Source organism: Fluviibacter sp. (assembly GCF_057744235.1).
Map to the genome: position 1 here is coordinate 63,658 of NZ_JBIJFP010000003.1, position 22,031 is coordinate 85,688.

The 22,031-nt window shown below is 57.5% G+C and carries 20 protein-coding genes and 1 tRNA gene; 14 read left to right on the top strand and 7 right to left on the bottom strand.

The annotated features are described in order from the left end of the window. Positions 1–49 precede the first annotated feature (49 nt). Complete coding sequence (locus AC3GOJ_RS03050; RefSeq protein ID WP_488235994.1) at positions 50–2,659, bottom strand: bifunctional aconitate hydratase 2/2-methylisocitrate dehydratase; 2,610 nt, start codon at positions 2,657–2,659, stop codon at positions 50–52. A 279-nt stretch (positions 2,660–2,938) separates the two neighbouring features. Here AC3GOJ_RS03050 and AC3GOJ_RS03055 point away from each other — a divergent pair, with 279 nt between their 5' ends. The 11 genes from AC3GOJ_RS03055 (at position 2,939) to AC3GOJ_RS03105 (ending at position 11,975) form a co-directional block, all read left to right on the top strand. Continuing rightward, on the top strand, positions 2,939–3,508 hold the full coding sequence (locus AC3GOJ_RS03055; RefSeq protein ID WP_488235995.1) for a C40 family peptidase: 570 nt from the start codon (positions 2,939–2,941) through the stop codon (positions 3,506–3,508). Between the two features lie 82 nt (positions 3,509–3,590). Beyond that, positions 3,591–4,355, top strand: a complete 765-nt coding sequence (locus AC3GOJ_RS03060; RefSeq protein ID WP_488235996.1) for an arginyltransferase — start codon at positions 3,591–3,593, stop codon at positions 4,353–4,355. Next, positions 4,352–5,401 carry a quinone-dependent dihydroorotate dehydrogenase gene (locus tag AC3GOJ_RS03065; protein WP_488235997.1) on the top strand — a complete coding sequence of 350 codons (1,050 nt, stop codon included), beginning with the start codon at positions 4,352–4,354 and terminating at the stop codon, positions 5,399–5,401. Before AC3GOJ_RS03060 ends, AC3GOJ_RS03065 begins: the two co-directional genes overlap by 4 nt. Positions 5,402–5,556: 155 nt before the next feature. Then, a complete protein-coding gene (gene rsxA / locus AC3GOJ_RS03070) occupies positions 5,557–6,138 on the top strand; it encodes an electron transport complex subunit RsxA (protein WP_488235998.1) in 582 nt (193 codons plus the stop codon). Between the two features lie 10 nt (positions 6,139–6,148). Beyond that, positions 6,149–6,733 carry an electron transport complex subunit RsxB gene (gene rsxB / locus AC3GOJ_RS03075; RefSeq protein WP_488236123.1) on the top strand — a complete coding sequence of 195 codons (585 nt, stop codon included), beginning with the start codon at positions 6,149–6,151 and terminating at the stop codon, positions 6,731–6,733. Position 6,734: 1 nt separating this feature from the next. Then, a complete protein-coding gene (gene rsxC, locus AC3GOJ_RS03080; protein ID WP_488235999.1) occupies positions 6,735–8,411 on the top strand; it encodes an electron transport complex subunit RsxC in 1,677 nt (558 codons plus the stop codon). A 44-nt stretch (positions 8,412–8,455) separates the two neighbouring features. After that, positions 8,456–9,487: an RnfABCDGE type electron transport complex subunit D gene (locus tag AC3GOJ_RS03085; RefSeq protein WP_488236124.1), complete on the top strand. Its 1,032-nt coding sequence runs from the start codon at positions 8,456–8,458 to the stop codon at positions 9,485–9,487. Then, positions 9,484–10,146 (top strand): electron transport complex subunit RsxG, encoded by a 663-nt coding sequence (gene rsxG, locus AC3GOJ_RS03090; RefSeq protein WP_488236000.1) that lies wholly within the window; start codon positions 9,484–9,486, stop codon positions 10,144–10,146. The genes AC3GOJ_RS03085 and rsxG overlap by 4 nt, the downstream gene beginning before the upstream one ends. 15 nt (positions 10,147–10,161) lie before the next feature. Continuing rightward, positions 10,162–10,851 (top strand): electron transport complex subunit E, encoded by a 690-nt coding sequence (locus tag AC3GOJ_RS03095; RefSeq protein WP_488236001.1) that lies wholly within the window; start codon positions 10,162–10,164, stop codon positions 10,849–10,851. Between the two features lie 29 nt (positions 10,852–10,880). Continuing rightward, a complete protein-coding gene (gene nth / locus AC3GOJ_RS03100; protein ID WP_488236002.1) occupies positions 10,881–11,540 on the top strand; it encodes an endonuclease III in 660 nt (219 codons plus the stop codon). A gap of 9 nt (positions 11,541–11,549) precedes the next feature. Next, positions 11,550–11,975 carry a DUF1841 family protein gene (locus tag AC3GOJ_RS03105; RefSeq protein ID WP_488236003.1) on the top strand — a complete coding sequence of 142 codons (426 nt, stop codon included), beginning with the start codon at positions 11,550–11,552 and terminating at the stop codon, positions 11,973–11,975. Positions 11,976–12,031: 56 nt separating this feature from the next. On the opposite strand, the gene AC3GOJ_RS03110 is transcribed toward AC3GOJ_RS03105, so the two are convergent. Further along, positions 12,032–12,769, bottom strand: a complete 738-nt coding sequence (locus tag AC3GOJ_RS03110) for a 3-ketoacyl-ACP reductase (protein WP_488236004.1) — start codon at positions 12,767–12,769, stop codon at positions 12,032–12,034. 178 nt (positions 12,770–12,947) lie between these two features. On the opposite strand from AC3GOJ_RS03110, the gene AC3GOJ_RS03115 reads away from it, so the two are divergent. The 3 genes from AC3GOJ_RS03115 to AC3GOJ_RS03125 are packed head-to-tail and all read left to right on the top strand — an operon-like array spanning position 12,948 to position 15,713. After that, the gene (locus tag AC3GOJ_RS03115; RefSeq protein ID WP_488236005.1) at positions 12,948–14,129 is read left to right on the top strand and encodes an MFS transporter; all 1,182 of its coding nucleotides are present in this window, start codon (positions 12,948–12,950) and stop codon (positions 14,127–14,129) included. A gap of 8 nt (positions 14,130–14,137) precedes the next feature. Further along, on the top strand, positions 14,138–15,376 hold the full coding sequence (locus AC3GOJ_RS03120; protein WP_488236006.1) for an MFS transporter: 1,239 nt from the start codon (positions 14,138–14,140) through the stop codon (positions 15,374–15,376). 19 nt (positions 15,377–15,395) lie between these two features. After that, positions 15,396–15,713: a hypothetical protein gene (locus tag AC3GOJ_RS03125; protein WP_488236007.1), complete on the top strand. Its 318-nt coding sequence runs from the start codon at positions 15,396–15,398 to the stop codon at positions 15,711–15,713. A 23-nt stretch (positions 15,714–15,736) separates the two neighbouring features. On the opposite strand, the gene AC3GOJ_RS03130 is transcribed toward AC3GOJ_RS03125, so the two are convergent. From AC3GOJ_RS03130 to lon, 5 genes are all read right to left on the bottom strand, one after another. Then, positions 15,737–15,812: transfer RNA gene (locus AC3GOJ_RS03130), tRNA-Val, on the bottom strand. A 28-nt stretch (positions 15,813–15,840) separates the two neighbouring features. Continuing rightward, positions 15,841–16,161 (bottom strand): chaperone modulator CbpM, encoded by a 321-nt coding sequence (locus AC3GOJ_RS03135; protein ID WP_488236008.1) that lies wholly within the window; start codon positions 16,159–16,161, stop codon positions 15,841–15,843. A gap of 8 nt (positions 16,162–16,169) precedes the next feature. Then, positions 16,170–17,225, bottom strand: a complete 1,056-nt coding sequence (locus tag AC3GOJ_RS03140) for a DnaJ C-terminal domain-containing protein (protein WP_488236009.1) — start codon at positions 17,223–17,225, stop codon at positions 16,170–16,172. A gap of 159 nt (positions 17,226–17,384) precedes the next feature. Then, complete coding sequence (locus tag AC3GOJ_RS03145) at positions 17,385–19,184, bottom strand: DEAD/DEAH box helicase (RefSeq protein WP_488236010.1); 1,800 nt, start codon at positions 19,182–19,184, stop codon at positions 17,385–17,387. Between the two features lie 226 nt (positions 19,185–19,410). Beyond that, complete coding sequence (gene lon / locus AC3GOJ_RS03150; RefSeq protein WP_488236125.1) at positions 19,411–21,786, bottom strand: endopeptidase La; 2,376 nt, start codon at positions 21,784–21,786, stop codon at positions 19,411–19,413. Between the last annotated feature and the right edge of the window lie 245 nt (positions 21,787–22,031).

A 22,031-nucleotide genomic window follows, 5' to 3' on the forward strand; every position in this document is an offset into this window, starting at 1 on the left:
AAACCCGCCGGTCTTGCGAGCGGCGGGTTCTTCTTATAGCTAGATCAACTTAGACGTTAACCGTATCTGCCACGTCCTTGAACTCTTTGATCTGATCAAAGTTCATGTAGCGGTAGATCGAGTCTGCGTTCTTGCTGATGACGCCCTGGTGTTCCATGTACTCGGCCGGGGTTGGAATCTTGCCCAGCAGTGCACAAACCGAAGCCAGTTCGGCCGAACCCAGATACACGCGGGTGTCGATACCGAGGCGGTTCGGGAAGTTACGGGTCGAGGTCGACATAGCGGTCGAGCCCTTGCGGATCTGTGCCTGGTTACCCATACACAGCGAGCAACCCGGCATTTCCATACGGGCACCGGTGCGACCAAGAACGCCGTAGTGGCCTTCTTCGGTCAGCACGTGCTGATCCATCTTGGTTGGCGGGGCGATCCACAGGCGAACCGGGATATCGCTCTTGCCTTCCAGCAGCTTGGAAGCGGCACGGAAGTGACCGATGTTGGTCATACACGAACCAACGAATACTTCGTCGATCTTGTCGCCAGCAACTTCCGACAGCAGCTTCACGTCATCCGGATCGTTCGGGCAGGCCACGATCGGTTCTTTGATCTGGTCCATGTCGATTTCGATCACGGCGGCGTATTCTGCGTCAGCGTCGCCCTTCAGCAGCTTAGGATCGGCGATCCAGGCTTCCATGGCCTTGATACGACGCTCCAGCGTACGCTTGTCCTGGTAACCGTTGGCGATCATCCACTTCATTAGGGTGATGTTCGAACGCAGGTACTCGGCGATTGGCTCTGGGTTCAGTTGAACGGCACAGGCAGCAGCCGAACGCTCAGCAGCAGCATCCGACAGTTCGAAGGCTTGTTCCACCTTCAGATCGGGCAGGCCTTCGATTTCGAGGATACGGCCAGAGAAGACGTTCTTCTTGCCCTTCTTCTCAACCGTCAGCAGACCTTGCTTGATGGCAGCCAGCGGAATGGCGTTAACCATGTCGCGCAGGGTGATGCCAGGCTGCAGTTTGCCTTTGAAGCGAACCAGTACCGATTCTGGCATATCCAGCGGCATCACGCCGGTGGCAGCGGCGAAGGCTACGAGGCCCGAACCAGCCGGGAACGAAATACCAATCGGGAAACGGGTGTGCGAGTCACCACCGGTACCGACGGTATCCGGCAACAGCAGACGGTTGAGCCACGAGTGGATGACGCCGTCACCCGGACGCAGGGCAACGCCGCCACGGTTTTCGATAAAGGTGGGCAGCTCGTGGTGCATCTTCACATCGACCGGCTTCGGATAAGCGGCGGTGTGGCAGAACGACTGCATGACCATATCGGCCGAGAAGCCCAGACAAGCCAGATCCTTCAGCTCGTCGCGGGTCATGGGGCCAGTGGTATCTTGCGAACCCACGGTGGTCATCTTCGGTTCACAGTACGTGCCCGGACGGATGCCCCGCTGGTTGCCATTTACTTCCGGCAGACCACAGGCACGACCAACCATCTTCTGGGCCAGCGAGAAGCCCTTGCCTGAATCGGCAGGATCTTGTGGCAGACGGAACAGAGTCGATACGGGCAGACCCAGTGCTTCGCGGGCCTTGGTGGTGAGACCACGACCAATGATCAGCGGAATACGACCACCGGCACGGACTTCGTCCAGAATGACCGGGGTCTTCAGTTGCGATTCGGCAATGACTTGGCCGTTCTTGAGTGCAGTAACCTTGGCTGTGGCTTGATCAACCTTCAGCTCGATCTCGTCGCCCATGTCCATTTGACCGGCATCGATTTCGATCGGCAATGCACCGGCATCTTCCATGGTGTTAAAGAAGATCGGGGCGATCTTCGAACCCAGACAGACGCCGCCGAAACGCTTGTTCGGCACGTAGGGAATGTCTTCACCGGTAAACCACAGCACCGAGTTGGTGGCCGATTTACGCGACGAACCGGTACCGACCACGTCACCGACGTAGGCGATCTGGTTACCCTTCTTGGCCAGCGCTTCTAGCTGCTTGATCGGGCCACGGGTACCCGGCTCATCGGCATCGATACCCGGACGTGGGTTCTTCAGCATGGCCAGTGCGTGCAGCGGAATATCCGGACGCGACCAGGCATCGGGTGCTGGCGACAGATCATCGGTATTAGTTTCGCCGGTAACCTTGAGCACGGTCAGCTTCTGCGAAGCAGGCACTTCAGGACGCGATGTGAACCACTCGCCATCAGCCCAGGATTGCAGAACGCCCTTGGCGTTGGCATTGCCCTTGTCGGCCAGTTCTTTTACGTCGTGGAAGAAATCGAATACCAGCAGGGTCTTCTTGAGGCCTTCAGCAGCAGCGGCGCCACATTCGGCATCGCCCAGCAGATCAATCAGTGGCTTAACGTTGTAACCGCCGAGCATGGTGCCCAGCAATTCGGTAGCGCGTACACGCGAGATCAGCGCGCACTTGACGCTACCCTTGGCAACGGCGTCCAGGAAACCGGCCTTGACGCGGGCTGCGTCATCCACACCCGCCGGCACGCGGTAGGTGATCAGCTCAACCAGAAAATCTTCTTCGCCTTTGGGCGGGTTCTTCAGCAGTTCGACCAGATCAGCGGTCTGTTGGGCATTCAGCGGCAGCGGGGGGATCCCCAGGGCGGCACGCTCGGCAACATGGCTGCGGTAAGCTTCTAACACGGCGGTTTCCTTTCAAAAGACAGGGGGACGGCAGACAAAAGACAGCTGCCGGAATAATACGGCGCAAAGCTGATTTGTAACACAAGGTGACCCCAGAAGCGAGAGGGTTTGGCGCAAAATTCACGAACTCTTATAAAAGAGTTGATTTTTGCTCTGAAATGGGTCGTTAGATGCCCAATAATTGGGCAGCTCGACATGAGCCCATACCCTCAAAGCGTGCCAGAAAGCGAACGAAAGAAAGGCTTGCCCTAGACAGAGGTTTGCGTTACAGTAAACCTCATGCAAAAGGTGAAATCCCCTCGCAAAGCGATTCAGCTACCGCGCAAAGTCCTGGTTCAGGCTGTGACAGCCATTACCCTGACGAGTGCCCTGATCCCTGTATCCACCGCCGTCCGTGCCGACGAGCTGGAGAAGCCGGGTCTGTTGCACCGCTATACCGTGAACATTCAGGATCTGGTGATTAAAGGTCTGGAGTTCGTGGGCGTGCCCTATCGCCGTGGCGGCAACACTGTCGAATCCGGTCTGGATTGCAGTGGTTTTACGCGTCTCGTTTTTCTGGATTCGAATGGCATCGACCTCCCCCGCACGGCTGCCGAACAGGCGCACGTGGGTACCAATGTCAGTGCTGAAGAGCTGAAGCCCGGCGATCTGGTGTTCTTTAACACCATGCGTCGCGCTTATTCGCATGTAGGCATTTACCTCGGCAATAACCAGTTCGTCCATGCACCGAAGCCGGGTGCAGAAATCCGCGTCGAGAATATGCAGCAGTCTTACTGGGTCAATAAATATAATGGTGCCCGCCGTCTGGATGGGGTGTCTGCCGCACCGAGCCGTGCGCTGTCTTTTTAATTGCAGCGTACGCGCCACAAAACGCCGCCCGCGTTACTGACCGGCGGCGTTTTTGTTGAAGTGTTTTCGAGGTCACGAGACCATGTCCGAAGCACTGATTCATTTCTACACCACTGCCCCCTACGATTGCAGCTATTTGCCCGGCCGACAGGCTCGTTCGCAAGTGGCGATTCCGCCGGAGCACATTGACGACCAGGCCTACAGTACGCTGATCCAGCGCGGCTTCCGGCGCAGTGGTCAGTTTACCTATCGCCCGCATTGCGATGGCTGTCAGCGCTGCATTGCGGTGCGTGTGCTTGCCCGGGACTTTGTGCCAGACCGCACCCAGCGCAAGATCGTCAATCGTTTCAACCAGGCGGGGTTCATGCAGGTGCGGGAACGCACGCTGGCTTTTGATCCGGAACACTATGCGTTGTATCGCGCTTATCAGCAGTCGCGTCATCCCCAAGGCGGCATGGATGACGATGATGCGGATCAGTACACGCAGTTTTTGCTGAGCAGCGGGGTCGATACCCGTCTCATCGAGTTTCGGGTCGAGGGACGCCTGGTCATGGTGTCCGTGATGGATGTATTGGGTGATGGGCTCTCTGCGGTCTATACCTTTTACGATCCGAACGATGCCAAGGCCAGCTACGGCACCTATGGCATCCTCTGGCAGATCATTCAGTGTCAGTACAACAACCTGCCTTATCTTTATCTGGGTTACTGGATCGCCGAAAGTAAAAAGATGGCCTACAAAGCGCGATTTCAGCCCATGGAGATGCTGGACGACGGGTGCTGGATTAAAATGCCGGGTTGTGCCGATCAACTTTACGGGCGCCCTGACGGCGACCTTGAGACACCATGAACCTTTACCCGCTGCTCCGTCCCCTGCTCTTTAGTCTGCCGCCGGAAACCGCCCACAATCTGAGCCTGAACGCCCTGGATCAGGCATCGCGTCTGGGCGTGCTGAAGCAGACACTGCCGTCGGATCCGGTCACGGTGATGGGCATTCAATTCCCGAATCGGGTGGGTCTGGCCGCGGGTCTGGATAAGGATGGTGCGCATATTGACGGCCTGGCGGCAATGGGCTTCGGTTTTATCGAGATTGGGACGGTGACACCGAAGCCACAACCGGGTAACCCGCAACCGCGTCTGTTTCGTCTGCCCGCTCATGGTGCCCTGATCAATCGTTTCGGTTTTAATAACCAGGGCGTGGCTAATCTGGTGACCAATGTGCAGGCCAGCCAGTTTGTGAAGAACGGCGGTGTTATCGGCATCAACATCGGTAAAAATGCCGTCACCCCGATCGATCGCGCCAATGACGATTACCTCCTCGCTCTGGAGGCCTCGTATGCCCATGCGCACTACGTGACAGTCAATATTTCCAGCCCGAACACCCAGAATCTGCGCTCCCTGCAACAGGATGATGCGCTGGAAGCCCTGTTGGCCGGCCTGAAGGATAAGCAGCAACGACTGGCCGATATCCATGGTCGCTACGTGCCGCTGGCACTGAAGATTGCCCCGGATCTGGATGACCTGCAGGTGGCGGCGATTGCCACGGCCGTTCGCCGCCACCGCTTTGATGCGGTGATTGCCACCAACACCACGCTGGAGCGTGCCGCCGTGATGGGCGACCCGAATGCCGGTGAAACCGGGGGCCTTTCGGGCAAACCGGTGTTTGAAAAATCTACCGCCGTTCTGGCCGCCCTGCACCAGAAGCTGGCCGGTGAACTGCCGCTCATCGGCGTCGGCGGCATTGCTTCGGGCGAAGATGCAATTGCCAAACGTCAGGCCGGGGCTGAACTGGTGCAAATTTATACCGGGTTGATTTACCAGGGACCTGCACTGATTCGCGATGTTGGTGAAGCGATGATTCAATATCGACGCCAGCAACATCGGCCCAGCGTCTAGACCAGCACAGCCAGGGTTTATGCACAAAGACCGCATAAAAACTGCGGTCTTTGCAACTAAAGTGCATATGCTTATAGCGAAAGTGTGTTGCAGCACACCAGAACGGGGCGGATAATGCCGCCATACATCGTAATTTCCCCTATGAACGTGGGCTGATGACCGAATATCTCTTCATTCTGATCGGTGCGGTACTGGTCAATAACGTGGTGCTGGTCCGTATTCTGGGCCTGTGCCCGTTTATGGGCGTTTCCAAGAAGCTGAGCACGGCCTATGGCATGGGTGCAGCGACGACCTTTGTGCTGACCCTGGGCACCGGCGCCAGTTACATTATTGACCATTACCTGCTGGTCCCCTTTGGCCTGGAATATCTGCGAACGATTTCGTTTATCGTCACGATTGCGGCGCTGGTCCAGCTCACTGAGCTTGTGATCCAGAAAACCAGCCCGATGCTGCACCAGGTCCTGGGCATTTACCTGCCACTGATTACGACCAACTGCGCCGTGCTGGGCGTTCCACTGATCAATGTGAGCCAGGACAACGGCTTTATTGCCTCGCTACTGTTTGGCGCAGGAAGCTCGATGGGCTTTTCAATGGCGCTGATTCTGTTTGCCGGCGTCCGTGAACGTGTGGAAGCGGCTGATGTGCCGCTCTACTTCCGCGGCGTGGCAATTGCCATGGTTACTGCCGGTCTGATGAGCCTGGCATTCATGGGCTTTGCCGGTCTGGATCGTTACTGAGATGGACGGTATTCTGTACGCAATCGCCGTGATGGCGCTGGGCGGCCTGGTGCTGGGTGCCCTGCTCGGTTATGCCTCGACCCGCTTCAAGGTGGAAGGCGACCCCCTGGTCGATAAGATCGATAGCATTCTGCCGCAGACGCAATGCGGCCAGTGTGGGTTTCCAGGCTGCCGCCCCTATGCCGAGGCGATTGCCAAGGACGAGGCCGACATCAACCAGTGCCCACCGGGTGGCGATGAAAACATTCACAAACTCGCCGAGCTGCTAGGGAAAGAATACAAGCCGCTGTCGGCCGAGCATGGTGTGGAAAAGCCGAAACAGGTTGCGCTGATTGATGAACACGTTTGTATCGGCTGCACGCTGTGTATTCAGGCCTGCCCGGTTGATGCGATTGTGGGCGCCGCCAAGCAGATGCATACCATTGTGGCTGACCTGTGTACGGGTTGCGAACTGTGCATCCCGCCCTGCCCGGTCGAATGCATCAGTATGGAGACCGTGGGCGACACGCTAGACACCTGGAAATGGCAGAAGCCCGGCAGCAAAAAACGCGTGATCCCCATTGTGCCGGTGCCGGCAAGTGCGCAGGCGGCCTGACATGAAGCTCTTTTCCTTCAAGGGGGGCGTCAAGCCCGATCCGAACAAATCGCAATCGACCCAACTACCGATTGCCCAGGCGCCGCTGGCCCAACGCTATATTGTGCCGTTGCATCAGAGTGTGGGCGGCACGCCGCGCCCCATGGTGCAAGTGGGCGATACGGTCCGCAAAGGCCAGCGCATCGGCGAGGCCGATGGCTGGGTGTCGGCGGCGGTTCATGCACCGACCTCGGGTACTGTGGTGGAGATTGGCCCGCACATCATTCCACACCCGTCGGGTTTACCGACGGATTGCGTGGTCATTATGGCGGATGGCCAGGACACCTGGATTGAATGCCAGCCCTTTGATCTGAATCATGCCACGCCAGAGGCCGTGCGCGAATATCTGCGCGACATGGGCATTGTGGGCATGGGCGGCGCCGTCTTCCCGAGCCATGTCAAGCTGTCGGTCCCCCAAGGTCGAGTGATCGAGCAGCTGATCATCAACGGTGCCGAGTGCGAGCCTTTTATCACCTGCGACGATCGCCTGATGCGCGAGCAGGCGGCAGAGGTCATTCAGGGTAGCGCCCTGTTTGGTCGCCTGGTCCAGGCCGGTCGTGTACTGATTGGCGTGGAAGACAACAAGCCGGAAGCGATTGCCGCCCTGAAATCCGCACAGCAAGCTTTGAATGCGCCGGTTGAGGTAATTACGGTACCCACCATCTATCCGACAGGCGGTGCCAAAGAGCTGATCCGTGTGCTGACCGGCAAGGAAGTGCCCGGTAGCAAACGCGCCACTGATTTCGGTGTGCAGGTCTTTAACGTGGCGACGGTACAGTCGGCCTGGCGTGCGATCACCTATGGCGAACCATTGATCTCCCGCATTGTGACGATAAGCGGTGCCGTGGGCGAAGCCCGTAACTGGTCGGTACCGATCGGCATGCCGATCAAGGATCTGTTGGCACTGGCACAAGCCAAATCCACCATGGACGGCGTGATCATGGGGGGCCCGATGATGGGCTTCCGTGTTTCCACGACCGAAGCACCGGTGATCAAGGCGACCAACAGCCTGATTGTGCATGCGCCCGGCCTGTTTCCACCCAAACCTCAAGAGCTACCCTGCATCCGTTGCGGTAGCTGCGCGACAGCCTGCCCTCAGGAACTGCAACCTTTTGAGCTGTACTGGTGGTCTCGTGCCAGCAAGTTCGAACAGCTGGAGAAATACAAACTCTTTGACTGCATTGAATGCGGCTGCTGTGATTACGTGTGCCCCAGCCATATTCCACTGGTCAATTACTTCCGTTTTGCCAAGAGTGAAATCCTGGCGGAAGAACGCGAGAAGCGGGTGGCAGATGCCGCCCGCGAGCGCTTCGAGTTCCGTGAAGAACGGGCCGAACGCGAGAAGCGGGAAAAGGCCGAACGCCTGGCCAAGGCCAATGCGGCCCGACAAGCCGCCGAGAAAGCCGAACAGGCGGCAGCCGCAACGACGGCAGAGGCTGTTGTGAAGACTGAGGACGCCGCACCTGATTTATCGAGCCATCCGAACCAGGCGTCCACGCCCATTGCAGTGGATAACCACCCAGTGCTGGATGCCGGTGCCAAGCAGGCGGCCATTGCGGCCGCGGTGGAACGCGCCCGCCTCAAGCGAGAGCATCATGCCGGTACCAGCGGCGGCAAAACCGGTGGCGATGCTGCCTAACCCAGTGAAGAGCCCAGACCGTGTCTTTTGAAATGCCTAACGTCCTGACGCAGTCACCATATCTGGTGCAACCGATCAGTGTAACCAAGATCATGCTGAAGGTATTGCTGGCACTGGTGCCGGGAATTGCCATCTACGCCTGGCTATTTGGCCCCGGCATTCTGGTGCAACTGTCACTAGCCACCATCACAGCCGTTGTTGCCGAAGCTGCTTTTCTGCGTTTACGTCACCGCCCCATAGCCCCGGCGCTGAGCGATCTCTCGGCGGTAGTCACTGCCTGGCTGATTGCCCTCTCCTTCCCACCGATGGCCCCCTGGTGGCTGATCGTGACCGGTACACTGTTTGCCATTGTGGTAGCCAAGCATCTCTATGGTGGTCTCGGCCAAAATCCGTTCAACCCGGCCATGGTGGCTTATGCACTGTGCATCGTCTCTTTTCCGGCGCTGATGTCGCAGTGGCCGCATCCGCTCTCCAACGGTGGCCTACCGGCCATGGACCAGATCACCGCAATTTTTATGCCGCAACGGATTGATGCCTGGGCCGGGGCGACGCCGCTGGACCATCTGAAAACCACACTGCGTCTGGCCACCGGCAATGACACGCTGACCGTACAGAACATACTCAAAGACCACACCATTTACGGCGTGGGCGGCGGCAACGGCTGGGAGTGGGTAACACTGGCCTGGCTGTTGGGTGGGCTGTGGCTCATTCAGCAAAAGGTGATCAGCTGGCATATTCCCACGGGCCTGATCGCTGGCATGGGCACACTGGCGCTGCTGGCGTGGGCCATTGACCCGGCGCATTATGCGAATCCGGTCTTTCATATTCTGGGGGGCGCTACCCTGCTCGGGGCGTTCTTCATTGCCACGGATCCGGTCAGTGGTGCCACCACGCCGCGCGGCAAACTGATCTTTGCCATATCGATTGGTGCACTGGCCTACCTGATCCGTGTCTTTGGTGCCTTCCCCGATGGCATTGCGTTTGCCGTACTGATTCTGAATATGTGCGTGCCGCTGATCGATATGTATACCCAACCGCCGATCTTCGGTGAAAAAACCCGGGGGCCCAAGGCATGAGCACGCCTGCCGAAAAACACGCCTTCCGCGTCTCGGGTGAAACAGCGCTGACGCTGCTGGCGTTTATTGTGTTCTTTACGGCGATGCTGGCCTGGGTGTATCTATTCTCACGCCCGGTCATCGAACAATCGGCCAGGAATGAAAAATTGCTGGTCCTCAACCAGATCCTGCCGGCGAGCCTGTACAACAATGATCCGCTGAACGATACACTCACCTTGCCCGCTGAACCCGCGCTGGGTACCAAGTCACCGAGCACGGTGTACCGGGCCCGACTTAACAGCCAGCCAGCCGCCCTGGTGATGGATGTGGTGGCGCCAGACGGCTACAGCGGCGCCATCAAACTGCTGGTGGCGTTCAATGCCCGCGGTCAGGTGCTGGGTGCGCGCGTCGTCGAACACAAGGAAACACCGGGCCTGGGTGACTACATCGATCCGCGTAAAGACAAGAACAAGGATTCGCCGTGGATCAACCAGTTCAACAACGTGCCGACCACCTTGACCCCACAGGACTGGCATGTCAAAAAGGATGGCGGCAAATTTGACGCGTACGCGGGTGCAACAGTGACACCGCGCGCTGTGGTCAAGGCCGTGCATCACGCCCAGGATTTTGTGATGGATAACCGCCAGGTGCTGTTTACGCCAGCGGCAAATACCAATTAATCAGGACAGTCGATCATGTGGATCACCCGCGCCGAATTCAAGGATATTGCCAACAAGGGCATCTGGAAGCAGAACACCAGTCTGGTACAGATTCTGGGGCTGTGTCCGTTGCTGGCGGTGACGACCAATCTGGTCAACGGTGTCATGCTGTCACTGGCCACGCTGCTGGTCATGTCGTTGTCGAACCTGGCCGTTTCCAGCCTGCGGCATTTCATTCCTTATGAAATCCGTATTCCGGTCTTCATTCTGATTGCGGCGGCTCTGGTGACGATTGTGGATCTGGCAATGAACGCCTATCTGCATGGTCTATATGTGGTGCTGGGGATCTTTATTCCGCTGATCATCACCAACTGCATTGTGCTCGCCCGTATCGAGGCCTTTGCTGCCAAGAACCGCCCGGCACCGGCGGCCGCTGACGGTGCCATGATGGGTGTAGGGATGCTCTGGACCCTGGCACTGATTGGCGCCCTGCGCGAGCTGATCGGTGGTGGCACACTGTTCTCGGGGATCGACCTGGTGATTCCTGGTGCAACCCCGTTGCATCTGCTACCGGAAGATTACCCGGGCCTGCTTCTGGCCATTCTGCCTCCCGGGGCCTTTATTGTGCTGGGCTGCATGATTGCCACCAAAAACTGGATTGATGCCAGAAGTGCAGCACGTGCGCTGACCGAGGCAGTACCGGTCAGCACGGGCGGTTGTCATTAATTTAAAAGCCGCTTGGCGCATCAGTCACCATGAAAGCGGCGGATCGTGTCGAGTTTTTTCGGCGCTTGCAGGCGGAGAATCCGCACCCGACCACGGAGCTGGAATACAGCTCAATCTTTCAGCTGCTGATCGCCGTGATTCTGTCGGCACAGGCCACCGACAAAGGAGTGAATCTGGCCACACGCCAGCTGTTCAAGGATGCGCCCGATGCGGCATCCATGGCCGCCCTGGAGGTTGAAGGCCTCGTCCCCTACGTTAAGACGATCGGGCTCTATCCGACCAAGTCGAAAAATGTGATCGCCACCTGCAGGATACTGGTGGAACAATTCAACGGCGAAGTGCCGGAAGACCGAGTCGCGCTGGAAGCCTTGCCAGGGGTTGGTCGAAAGACGGCCAACGTGGTGTTGAATACAGCTTTCGGTCACCCGACCATGGCGGTGGACACCCACATCTTCCGTGTCTCGAATCGTACCGGTCTGGCACCGGGTAAAACCCCGCTGGCGGTAGAACAGAAGCTCCTGAAAAATGTGCCGCAGGAATTTCTGTTGGATGCGCATCACTGGCTGATTCTTCTGGGCCGCTATATCTGCAAAGCCCGTAAACCGGAATGTGAACGCTGCCCGGTCGTGGATCTCTGCCGTGCACCCGAAGCCAAAGCCGCCCGCAAGAAACTGACCCCGCTCCAGTAGAATAACCCCATGATTTTTACGCCCACCAAAGACCAGGTCCGCCACTTTTTCTGCGAATCACGTCGTAAACAGCGAGATCATCTGCCGCTCGATGGCGCCGAAATCATCGCGGCTGATGTGATCGCCTTGCACCCGGAATATCATGCGCTGCTTGATGACTCCGAAGCGGCACTGGCCGGCGAATGGACACCCGAACAGGGCACCATGAATCCGATGCTGCATCTCTCATTGCACATGGCACTGTTTGAACAGATTTCAGTCGATTCGCCACCCGGTGTTCGTGCGATCTTCGAACAGCAGGCGGCCAAGCTGGGCGATGCACATGAAGCGCTACACCGATTACTAGAATGTTTGGGCGAGACCGTTTGGCACGCCCAGCAGCCGGGCGGGATATTTGACACCGAGGCGTACCAAGAACGGCTGCGTAAACTCTGACCCCTATAAAAAACGGCCCGCCTGAGCGAGCCGTTTTCACATGATCGGCAAACCGATTACATGTGGATACCGCCGTTCAGCGAGAAGTCCGCACCGGTCGAGAAGCTACCATCAGGGCCAGCCAGCCAGGAGACGATGGAAGCGATTTCTTCCGGCGTCCCCAGACGCTTGACCGGTACACCGGCGATGATTTTCTCCAGCACATCTTCACGAATGGCTTTCACCATATCGGTGCCGATGTAGCCCGGAGAAACCGTGTTCACCGTCACGCCTTTGCTGGCGACTTCCTGCGCCAGGGCCATGGTGAAGCCGTGCATACCTGCTTTGGCGGTGGAATAATTCACCTGACCCATCTGGCCCTTTTGCCCGTTCACCGACGAGATGTTGACGATGCGGCCCCAGGTGCGATCCACCATGCCGTCGATGACCTGTTTGGTGACGTTGAACATGGAGTTGAGGTTGGTGTCGATAACCGCATCCCAGTTTTCACGGGTCATTTTGCGGAACATGCCATCCCGAGTAATACCGGCGTTGTTAACCAGAACGTCGATCTCACCAACTTCTTTCTTAACTTTTTCAAACGCTGCAACCGTACTATCCCAGTCGGCAACGTTGCCTTCGGAAGCAATGAAGTCAAAGCCCAGCGCCTTCTGTTCGGCCAGCCACTTGTCTTTACGCGGCGAATTCGGACCGCAGCCAGCGACTACCGTAAAGCCATCTTTGGCTAGACGCTGACAAATAGCGGTTCCGATACCACCCATACCACCCGTTACGTAGGCTACGCGCTTGCTCATACTTCTGTCTCCCGATTGTTTGTGCGCCATAATTATGGCGACCGTTTTTGCATCCTGTAACAAATCCACGCATTTGTAAATATGCACAGCACAAAGTGTGAAACTCACTTTGACAACAACCACTTTCCTCGCAAAAACTTTCAGCTAACTGACAAGTTCGATCCTGTAGGATGCCTGGATGAATTTTTCTCGCGCTCCGGTATTAACCATTGTGATTGCCCAGCTATTCGGCACATCGCTATGGTTTTCAGCCAATGGTGCCGCGGGCAACCTGATGCTGGCCTGGGGCATCAGCGAAGCCGATCTTGGCTGGCTGACCAATGCCGTGCAGCTTGGCTTTATTGTCGGCACATTGACGTTTTCGCTTACCGGGCTCGCCGACCGTTTTGAAGCTAGTAGGATCTTTACGGTCTTCGCGATTCTCGGGGCCATCGCCAACGGCCTTTTTGCAATCATTGCCGACGGCCTAGCAGGAGCGCTTCCGCTAAGGTTTGTGGTGGGGTTCTGCCTGGCTGGGGTGTATCCGCTCGGTATGAAATTGATTGTGAGTTGGGCACCGGATCGGGCCGGTGAGGCACTGGCTCAGTTATTAGGCATGCTCACCCTGGGTACAGCACTGCCCCACGGTATCCGTTACTTGGGGGCCGACTGGCCATGGCAAGCGCCGATACTGGTGTCCTCTGCTTTATCCATCCTGGCCGCCGGCATGATCTTCACACTGGGTGATGGCCCGCACCTGAAACGGCGAACCGGTGCCTCAAGGATTCACCTTGGTCATGTGCTCACCGCGTTTACGATTCCCCAGTACCGCGCATCGGCCTTGGGCTATTTTGGTCATATGTGGGAGGTCTATGCCTTCTGGACGCTGATACCGGCACTCATCATCGCTAGCGGCCTGGCGCAACCGAATACACCCGCACTCTCTGGTTTATCGTTTCTTGTTCTGGGTATTGGCACCCTCAGCTGCATGCTCGGTGGCAAACTAAGCCAACGGATTGGCAGCGCACGTGTGGCAGCGCTCGCCCTGCTCGGATCTGCTAGCAGCTGTGCCCTCTTCCCAATTGTACCGCTGGATCAAAGCGCCTGGCTCCTGGTGATTCTGTTGTTCTGGGGGGCCACGGTTGTTGCCGATTCACCCCAGTTTTCTGCCTTGTCTGCCAAGGCCTGCCCACCCGACATTGTCGGCAGTGCCCTGGCGTTACAAACCGCTATCGGTTTCAGCATCGGGATGATTTCCATTCAACTGGGTACCGCCATTGTCGGCCAACTGGGCACCTCGATTGCCTGGCTGTTGCTTCCTGGACCGCTGCTGGGACTCTGGGCACTGCAGCCGCTGTGGCGCAAACCGGTTCAGCCATAAATTGATAAATGGAAGACCAGAATTCCATCATGTTCCGCAATCTACATACAGCGCTTTCTAGCCCCCACGCCATGACCGTCACTCTGGCTGCCGCCGGCATCCTGATGGTGACCATGGGTACCCGGCAGTCGCTAGGACTCTTCGTATCCCCCATCAACTCGGCAACGGAGATTGGAATTGTTGGCATCAGCCTAGCGCTGGCCATCGGCCAGTTCAGCTGGGGTCTGGCACAGCCGGTCGCCGGCTGGCTGTCGGACCGGTACGGACCAGCCCGCGTGCTGGTGACCGGTATCGTCCTTCTGGCGCTGGGCTGTGCATTGGCACCCTATCTACTCACCGGCATGGGTCTGATCATCACACTGGGCATTCTGGCGGCCATGGGTTCCGGCTTCGGCAGTTTTTCCGTACTGATCGGTGCAACGGCCCAACGCATTGCAACCGAGGCACGCGGCCCGGCATCCGGAGTCATTAATGCCGGTGGCTCGCTGGGGCAATTTATTGGCGCTCCGATTTTTCAGGGACTGATCCAGAGCATTGGCTGGGTAGGCTCGCTGTGGGCCATGGCACTGCTGTCACTCAGTGCCCTGCCGCTGATCGGCAAACTCACCGGCCGGCATATTCCCAAAGTCCACGCACACAACCTGGCGGACAACGACCCGTTCGGTAAAACGATCCGTGATGCCTTGAGCAACCCCAGTTACTTTCTGCTCAATCTGGGTTTTTTTACCTGTGGCTTTCATATTGCGTTTCTAGTGACTCACTTGCCGGGCGAAGTGAGTCTATGCGGCTTGCCTGCCTCAGTGGCTGGTGGTGCACTCGCCATCATCGGCCTCAGCAATATTTTCGGCAGCCTGTATGCCGGCCAGTGTGTGGCCCGCTATAAAAGTAAATACATTCTGGCGGCCATGTACGGTAGTCGTGTCCTACTGATTGCCGGCTACTTGCTGCTCCCCAAAAATGAATGGACGTTTTACCTGTTTGCGGCGGGTCTGGGTTTTACCTGGCTCGCCACCGTACCGCCGACCGCATCGATTGTTGGCAAGCTCTTCGGCTTGCGGTATCTGGCCACTCTCTTTGGCGTCTCCATGCTGTCCCACCAGGTTGGCGCATTTTTTGGCGCCTATCTGGGTGGTGTGGCACTGGCGGAATGGGGTAATCTGGATGCCATGTGGATTGCCGATATGGCACTGGCTGCGCTAGCGGCCCTCGTCAATTTACCGATTCGCGAACCCGCACTGAAAACCTGAAACTCATAGAACATCCGAGATGGCGCACCTGACACTCTGGCTCTCGCTGGGTTTTGCCGGCCTAATTATTGGTTTGCTGATCAGCCTGGCCGTGGCGACAGTGATCAGCGGATTCTGCGAATACCTGAGCAAGGGCAGCGCACAACGCTTCTGTGGCCTGAGTATGCTACTGATCTATCTGCCACTTTTTGCCTGGATACTGAACAACATGATGGCAGATCAACTATTCGCGATGATCATCGGCATCCTGTGCAGTAGTACGTTTATCAGCTTATCGGTATACCGGCAGAATCTACGGACGTTAAAAAACCCGCCGTCGTTACCGAGAGCGGGTTGATTGTTTTGCATCAAGGCTGTTTTTGGTGGGTCGTGACGGGCTCGAACCGCCGACATTCTGCGTGTAAGGCAGACGCTCTACCAACTGAGCTAACGACCCTCCCTGAAGCAGGCAATATTATACCTGATTACGGCTGATTCTGCAGCTGCGCTGTTTGTGTTCTCCGCAACGCAGCTTCCAGCTCGGTAATGCGCTCCAGCAATCGGAAACCCAGAGCCAGGGCATGGACATCCAGATCCAGTTCCAAATCCTCGCGGATACGGCGCAGACGGCGCGCTAGGGTCATGGCCTCATTATCAAAGGCCCAGTCGTTCACACTCTGCCCGACCGGTTTAAGAATGCCGACTTCCACCAGAGTAATGACATCCGTCTGCTGTAAGCCGGCTACTTGGGTGAATTCGCTGACGCTGAGCCAGGTCGCTTCAAATGTCGTTATTTGTTCTGTCATGGCCAACCTCAAGCCTGGCGATGCGCTTCGGCCACGAAGTGACCGCGCGGATTAAAGGTGGATGCTTCAGCCAGCTGCTGATACAAGGCCTTTTCAGCATCGTTGAGCTCCGTCGGGCTGGCAATCTGCACGATGACATACAGATCCCCCTGCCCCTCTTTGGGTTTGGGCAGGCCGCGCCCGCCCAACCGGAGCTTGCGACCAGCCGGCGTGCCAGCAGGAATCTTCATACGCACGGCACCATCCAGCGTCGGCACATCGATCTCTGCGCCCAGCGCGGCTTCCCAGGGCGTGATGGGCAAATCAAGAAACAGGTCATGGCCATCCGCCCGAAACAGTGGATGCGGGTGCAAGGCGATGTTCAGATAGAGATCGCCATTCGGGCCACCATTAAAACCTTTACCGCCCTTGCCGGGCAGCCGCATTTTCTGGCCATCCGTTGCCCCCTTGGGGATGCGGGCCTTGAATACCTGGGGGACGCGATGGACACGCCCCTGTGCATCGTACTCGGGCATTTCCAGATTGAGCTCAAGTGTAGTGCCTTTGGCCGCATCGTCCAGCGAGATGTGGGCGGTGACTTCGAAGTCCTGACCCGGTGCCTGATACCCCGGTCCACCGGCGGTGTGCGCCCCCTGCGCGCCGGGCCCTGCATGTGCACGATGCGTACGCCCGCGCCCCATCTGGGCAAAGAGTTCGGAGAGGTCGATATCTTCAAAACCGGCCCCCTCGAAGCCACCGGCACCAAAACCACCACCGCCAAAGCCACCGGCACCGCCATGGGCATTATTGAAGCCGGCACCCTGGGCGTACTGCTCCCAGCCGGGCGGCGGCCGGAATTGCTCACCAGGGTTGTGACGACCCAGTTGGTCATAGGCTTTACGAAGCTCCGGGTCCTTGAGGGTTTTGTACGCCTCGTTCACCTCTTTGAACTTCTCTTCACCCTCGGGATCTTTGGAGATATCCGGGTGATATTTGTGCGCGAGCTTTTTGAATGCTTTCTTGATCTCATCGGCCGACGCATCGCGGGCAACGCCGAGAGTTTCGTAATAGTCCTTGAATTTCATGCCGGCTGTCTTCTCGTTTCTTCTCGTTATTTGCTGCGTGCTCATCACACTCGGATTATTTTAACCAATTTGGGGCAAGCCGCGAGAAATCAAGGCGCCCAAAAGCAACATGCCGGTGAGGCGAACCTGACCGGCATGCTTTTAGGTGCAAGGGGTTACTTAGTGGCCGCGGCTACCAAAACCGCCATGGCCACCGGTGCCCGCATGTTTGCTGAACACCTTGCCACCCGGCTTACCTGCCGGTTTGCTAAAGGGTTTACCACCCGGTTTGCCGAAAGATTTGCCGGCGGGTTTATCCGAGGGTTTACCTTCACGACGCGGTTTATCGCCGAACTTACCGGCCGGTTTATCACCAAATTTGCCCGCGGGTTTGTCACCCCAGGGCTTGCGATCGCCGAAGGATTTACCCGCATCGCCTTCGCGGCGCGGGCGATCACCAAAGGAACGCGGACGGTCATCGCGCGGACGGTCGTTAAATGACCGGGGGCGATCATCGAAGCTGCGCGGACGATCTTCACGCGGGCGGTCGTCAAACGAACGAGGACGATCATCAAATGAGCGCGCTGGACGATCTTCGAACGAACGTGGTGGACGGTCACCAAATTCACGTGGCTTACGGTCGCCGCCGAAATCGCCGCGTGGGCTATCAGAACGTTTTTCCCAACCACCCGAACGACCACCGCCACCGCTACGGCCATGGCCACCGAAGACGCCACGACCGCCGCCACCAAAACCACCCGGGCGACCACGGCCTTCACCACGACCACCGCGCTCCGAGCGTTCTGGTGTTTTAGGCTCAAGGCCTTCCACCACAGCCACCGGAATACGCTGATCAGTCAGCGCTTCAATGGTGCGGATCTTCATACGATCACGGTGTTCGGCAAAGGTAATGGCTTTACCGGTACGACCCGCACGGCCGGTACGGCCAATACGGTGTACGTAATCTTCTGCCTTCATTGGCAGGCCAAAGTTAAATACGTGGGTAATGGTCGGTACGTCGATACCGCGCGCAGCCACATCAGTAGCGACGAGCACACGCACATGACCGCTACGCAGTTGCTTCAGGCGATGCGCACGCACTTTCTGTGGCATGGCGCCATGCAGTGCAGCCACAGCGTGACCTTGCTCGGCCAGTGCATCGGCCAGGCGATCTGTTTCTACCTGGGTGCTGGCGAACACAACCGCCTGCTCCAGCTCGGCATCACGCAGGTAATGGTCAAGCAGCTTCTCTTTGTGAATCAGGTTGTCGGCCCAGTGCAGCGATTGGGTAATCTGGGTATGACGATCCGACGCGCTGGCCAATTCCAGACGACCCGGGTTTTTCATCAGGCGAGCTGCCAGCGACATGATGCGCGGCGCAAAGGTCGCCGAGAACATCATGGTTTGATCACGCTTCTGGCACAGGTGATTAATGTCTTCAAGATCTTCGGCAAAGCCCAGATCCAGCATGCGGTCGGCTTCATCCACGACCAGTGTCTTTACATCGGCCAGGTGAATCTGACGACGTTGTGCCAGATCCAGCAGGCGGCCCGGTGTCGCAACCACCAGCAGCGCGCCACGCAGACCCGCCATTTGCTTACCGTAAGGCATACCACCCATAACGGTAGCCACACGAATGCCCTTGCTGTTTTTGAGCAGGTCGATCGCATCCTGGGCCACTTGCTGCGCCAGCTCACGGGTCGGGCACAGCACCAGGCCTGCCGGGCCGATCACGCGGTGCAGGTCGATCGGCGAGTTATTGCCGTCTGCCATCATGGCATTGATCACCGGCAGCAGGAAGGCCGCGGTTTTACCGCTCCCCGTCTGGCTGCTCACCATCCAGTCGCCGCCTTTAATGGCAGCAGGCACAGCTTCGGCCTGTACGGGTGTTGGTTGGGTGAAACCCAGGTTTTCGATGGCCTTGAGTAAAGGCGCAGCCAAGCCCATGCTCGCAAACGAGCTATTTGTTTGTTCAGTCATTTTTATCCCCATTAAGGAAAACCGGTCGCGCCTGTTTAACGCGATGGTCTGTGGTCAAAAGAACATCGACCATCAGACAGATGCCGGCAATTCCGGCTTCCGGTACACCCTGTGGGTGCGGCTGGGGACGATGCTAATTACTTGATGCGAAGCGCATATTGCGCCGCGTCATTCAACAACGGGGCGAACTATACCACTAGTTCGCCCTATTGCCTAATTGTTTGAATTAATGACGAATTGCCGGTGCTTCAGCGGCAGGCGTTGTTGCAGGTACTGCTTCTACCGTCTCAGTTTGCTCTGGCAAGGCGACTGGCGCACAGGCTAGGGCGTTTTCCAGAACTTCATCAATCCACTTCACGGGAATGATCTCGATACGACCCTTAATGGTGTCAGGAATCTCAACCAGATCTTTCACGTTCTCATGCGGGATCAGCGCCTTGGTAATGCCACCGCGAACGGCCGCCAGTAGCTTCTCTTTCAGACCACCGATGGCCAGCACTTCGCCACGCAGCGTGATTTCGCCCGTCATGGCGACATCACAGCGCACCGGTATGCCGGTCAGCGCCGAGACAATCGCCGTGGTGATGGCGATACCGGCCGACGGGCCATCTTTCGGGGTGGCCCCTTCGGGGAAGTGCACGTGCAGATCAGTCTTTTCAAACGCGTCGTCCTTGATACCCAGACGACGGGCGCGGGAGCGGACAACCGTGCGTGCCGCTTCCACTGATTCCTTCATGACATCACCAATGGAGCCGGTACGCTGCACCACACCCTTACCCGGCATGGAAGCCACTTCGATGGTGAGCAGCTCCCCGCCGACTTCGGTCCAGGCCAGACCGGTCACCTGTCCGACCTGATTTTCCTTTTCGGCCATGCCGAAGGTGAAACGACGGACACCCAGGAACTTATCCAAGTTCTTCGGTGTCACCAGTACGCGGGCTGTGGGTGTCTTCTTCTTGAGCAGCAGGGTCTTAACCACCTTGCGACAAATTTTGGAAAGCTCACGTTCCAGCGAACGGACACCGGCTTCACGCGTGTAGTAACGGACAATGTCGCGGATGGCCGCATCGCTGACCGTGATTTCGGTCTTCTTTAGCCCGTTGTTCTTGATCTGTTTGGGCAGCAGATAGCGCGTGGCAATGCTGACCTTTTCGTCTTCGGTGTAACCCGAGAGGCGAATAATCTCCATCCGGTCGAGCAGCGGGCCCGGCAGATTCAGACTGTTGGCCGTGGCCACAAACATGACATCCGACAGGTCAAAGTCGACTTCCACGTAGTGATCCTGGAAGGTATGGTTCTGTTCCGGATCGAGCACTTCGAGCAATGCCGACGATGGGTCACCGCGGAAATCCTGGCCCATCTTGTCGACTTCATCGAGCAGGAAGAGCGGATTGCGCACACCGACCTTGGTCAGACTGGTAAGAATCTTGCCCGGCATAGAACCAATGTACGTGCGGCGGTGACCGCGGATCTCGGCTTCATCACGCACGCCGCCCAGGGCCATACGCACAAACTTGCGGTTCGTGGCTTTGGCGATGGATTGACCCAGTGAGGTTTTACCCACACCCGGTGGGCCAACCAAGCAGAGGATCGGTGCTTTCACCTTATCGACGCGCTGCTGCACGGCAAGGTATTCAATGATGCGGTCTTTGACACGCTCGAGGCCGTAGTGATCCTGGTTGAGAATCTTTTCAGCGCCCGCCAGATCTTTGCTCACGCGGGTTTTCTTTTTCCACGGCAGGCCGACCAGGGTGTCGATGAAATTACGCACCACGGTGGCTTCAGCCGACATCGGCGACATCAGCTTGAGTTTTTTGAGTTCGGATTCGGCTTTCTTCTGCGCTTCCTTGCTCATGCCGGCGGATTTGATCTTTTTCTCGAGTTCTTCGAGATCGGCCCCCTCTTCGCCCTCACCCAACTCTTTCTGGATGGCCTTCACCTGTTCGTTCAGGTAGTACTCGCGCTGCGACTTCTCCATCTGGCGCTTGACGCGACCACGGATACGCTTCTCCACCTGCAGGATATCGATTTCGGATTCCAGCTGGCCAAGCAGTCGCTCGGTACGTTCACGCACGCCGAGCAGCTCCAGCACTTCCTGCTTCTGCTCCAGCTTAAGCGGCAGATGGGCGGCAATGGTGTCGCACAAGCGGCCGGTGTCTTCGATACCCGAAATGGACGACAGAATTTCCGGCGGAATCTTCTTGTTCAGCTTGATGTACTGGTCAAATTGGGCGACCAGCGCGCGGCGCATGGCTTCAACTTCATTGTCGTCATTGTTTTCGCTATCAAGAACGGTGAGCTGCGCAAAGAACAGATCGTCCTGCGCTTCAATGCTGTTCACACGAACGCGGCGTATGCCTTCGACCAGCACTTTGACCGTGCCATCGGGCAGTTTGAGCAATTGCAGAATGCTGGCAACACAACCGACGTCATAGAGCTGATCGGCAGCGGGATCATCATCCGCAGCCGATTTCTGGGCCAGCAGCACGACGGACTTGCCGTCTTCCATAGCCAGTTCGAGCGCCTTGATTGATTTGGGTCGGCCAACAAACAGCGGAATCACCATTTGCGGGAAGACCACGACATCGCGCAGCGGCAGCATCGGCAGGCGGACCTGTTCGCCCGGCTGCAGCTGGGCTGCTTTGGAGACGGATTTCTCTGCGCCTTGGCCAGTTTCCTGGTCCTCGATGCGCTCGTCGTCCTGTTGCTCTTCGGGGTTTTCGATCTTATCGGTCATCGCGGTGGCCTTCTACTTTCTGTTCTCTTTCGGGGAGCACCCCGTTCCGGGGTACCTTGCCGCAATTGGGGGTGCTACTGTCTATTTCAAGGAGCTCCCCAGATGCGCGG

Bases quoted from the DNA above. Each gene is read 5' to 3' on its own strand.
- AC3GOJ_RS03115 (WP_488236005.1), top strand. From the start codon at position 12,948: ATGAATTTTTCTCGCGCTCCGGTATTAACCATTGTGATTGCCCAGCTA.
- AC3GOJ_RS03105 (WP_488236003.1), top strand. From the start codon at position 11,550: ATGATTTTTACGCCCACCAAAGACCAGGTCCGCCACTTTTTCTGCGAA.
- rsxA (WP_488235998.1), top strand. From the start codon at position 5,557: ATGACCGAATATCTCTTCATTCTGATCGGTGCGGTACTGGTCAATAAC.
- rsxG (WP_488236000.1), top strand. From the start codon at position 9,484: ATGAGCACGCCTGCCGAAAAACACGCCTTCCGCGTCTCGGGTGAAACA.
- lon (WP_488236125.1), bottom strand. From the start codon at position 21,786: ATGCTGCCGCTGCGCGATGTCGTGGTCTTCCCGCAAATGGTGATTCCG.
- AC3GOJ_RS03055 (WP_488235995.1), top strand. From the start codon at position 2,939: ATGCAAAAGGTGAAATCCCCTCGCAAAGCGATTCAGCTACCGCGCAAA.
- AC3GOJ_RS03095 (WP_488236001.1), top strand. From the start codon at position 10,162: ATGTGGATCACCCGCGCCGAATTCAAGGATATTGCCAACAAGGGCATC.
- nth (WP_488236002.1), top strand. From the start codon at position 10,881: ATGAAAGCGGCGGATCGTGTCGAGTTTTTTCGGCGCTTGCAGGCGGAG.
- AC3GOJ_RS03125 (WP_488236007.1), top strand. From the start codon at position 15,396: ATGGCGCACCTGACACTCTGGCTCTCGCTGGGTTTTGCCGGCCTAATT.
- AC3GOJ_RS03110 (WP_488236004.1), bottom strand. From the start codon at position 12,769: ATGAGCAAGCGCGTAGCCTACGTAACGGGTGGTATGGGTGGTATCGGA.
- AC3GOJ_RS03140 (WP_488236009.1), bottom strand. From the start codon at position 17,225: ATGAAATTCAAGGACTATTACGAAACTCTCGGCGTTGCCCGCGATGCG.
- AC3GOJ_RS03145 (WP_488236010.1), bottom strand. From the start codon at position 19,184: ATGACTGAACAAACAAATAGCTCGTTTGCGAGCATGGGCTTGGCTGCG.
- AC3GOJ_RS03135 (WP_488236008.1), bottom strand. From the start codon at position 16,161: ATGACAGAACAAATAACGACATTTGAAGCGACCTGGCTCAGCGTCAGC.
- AC3GOJ_RS03120 (WP_488236006.1), top strand. From the start codon at position 14,138: ATGGAAGACCAGAATTCCATCATGTTCCGCAATCTACATACAGCGCTT.
- AC3GOJ_RS03065 (WP_488235997.1), top strand. From the start codon at position 4,352: ATGAACCTTTACCCGCTGCTCCGTCCCCTGCTCTTTAGTCTGCCGCCG.
- AC3GOJ_RS03060 (WP_488235996.1), top strand. From the start codon at position 3,591: ATGTCCGAAGCACTGATTCATTTCTACACCACTGCCCCCTACGATTGC.
- rsxC (WP_488235999.1), top strand. From the start codon at position 6,735: ATGAAGCTCTTTTCCTTCAAGGGGGGCGTCAAGCCCGATCCGAACAAA.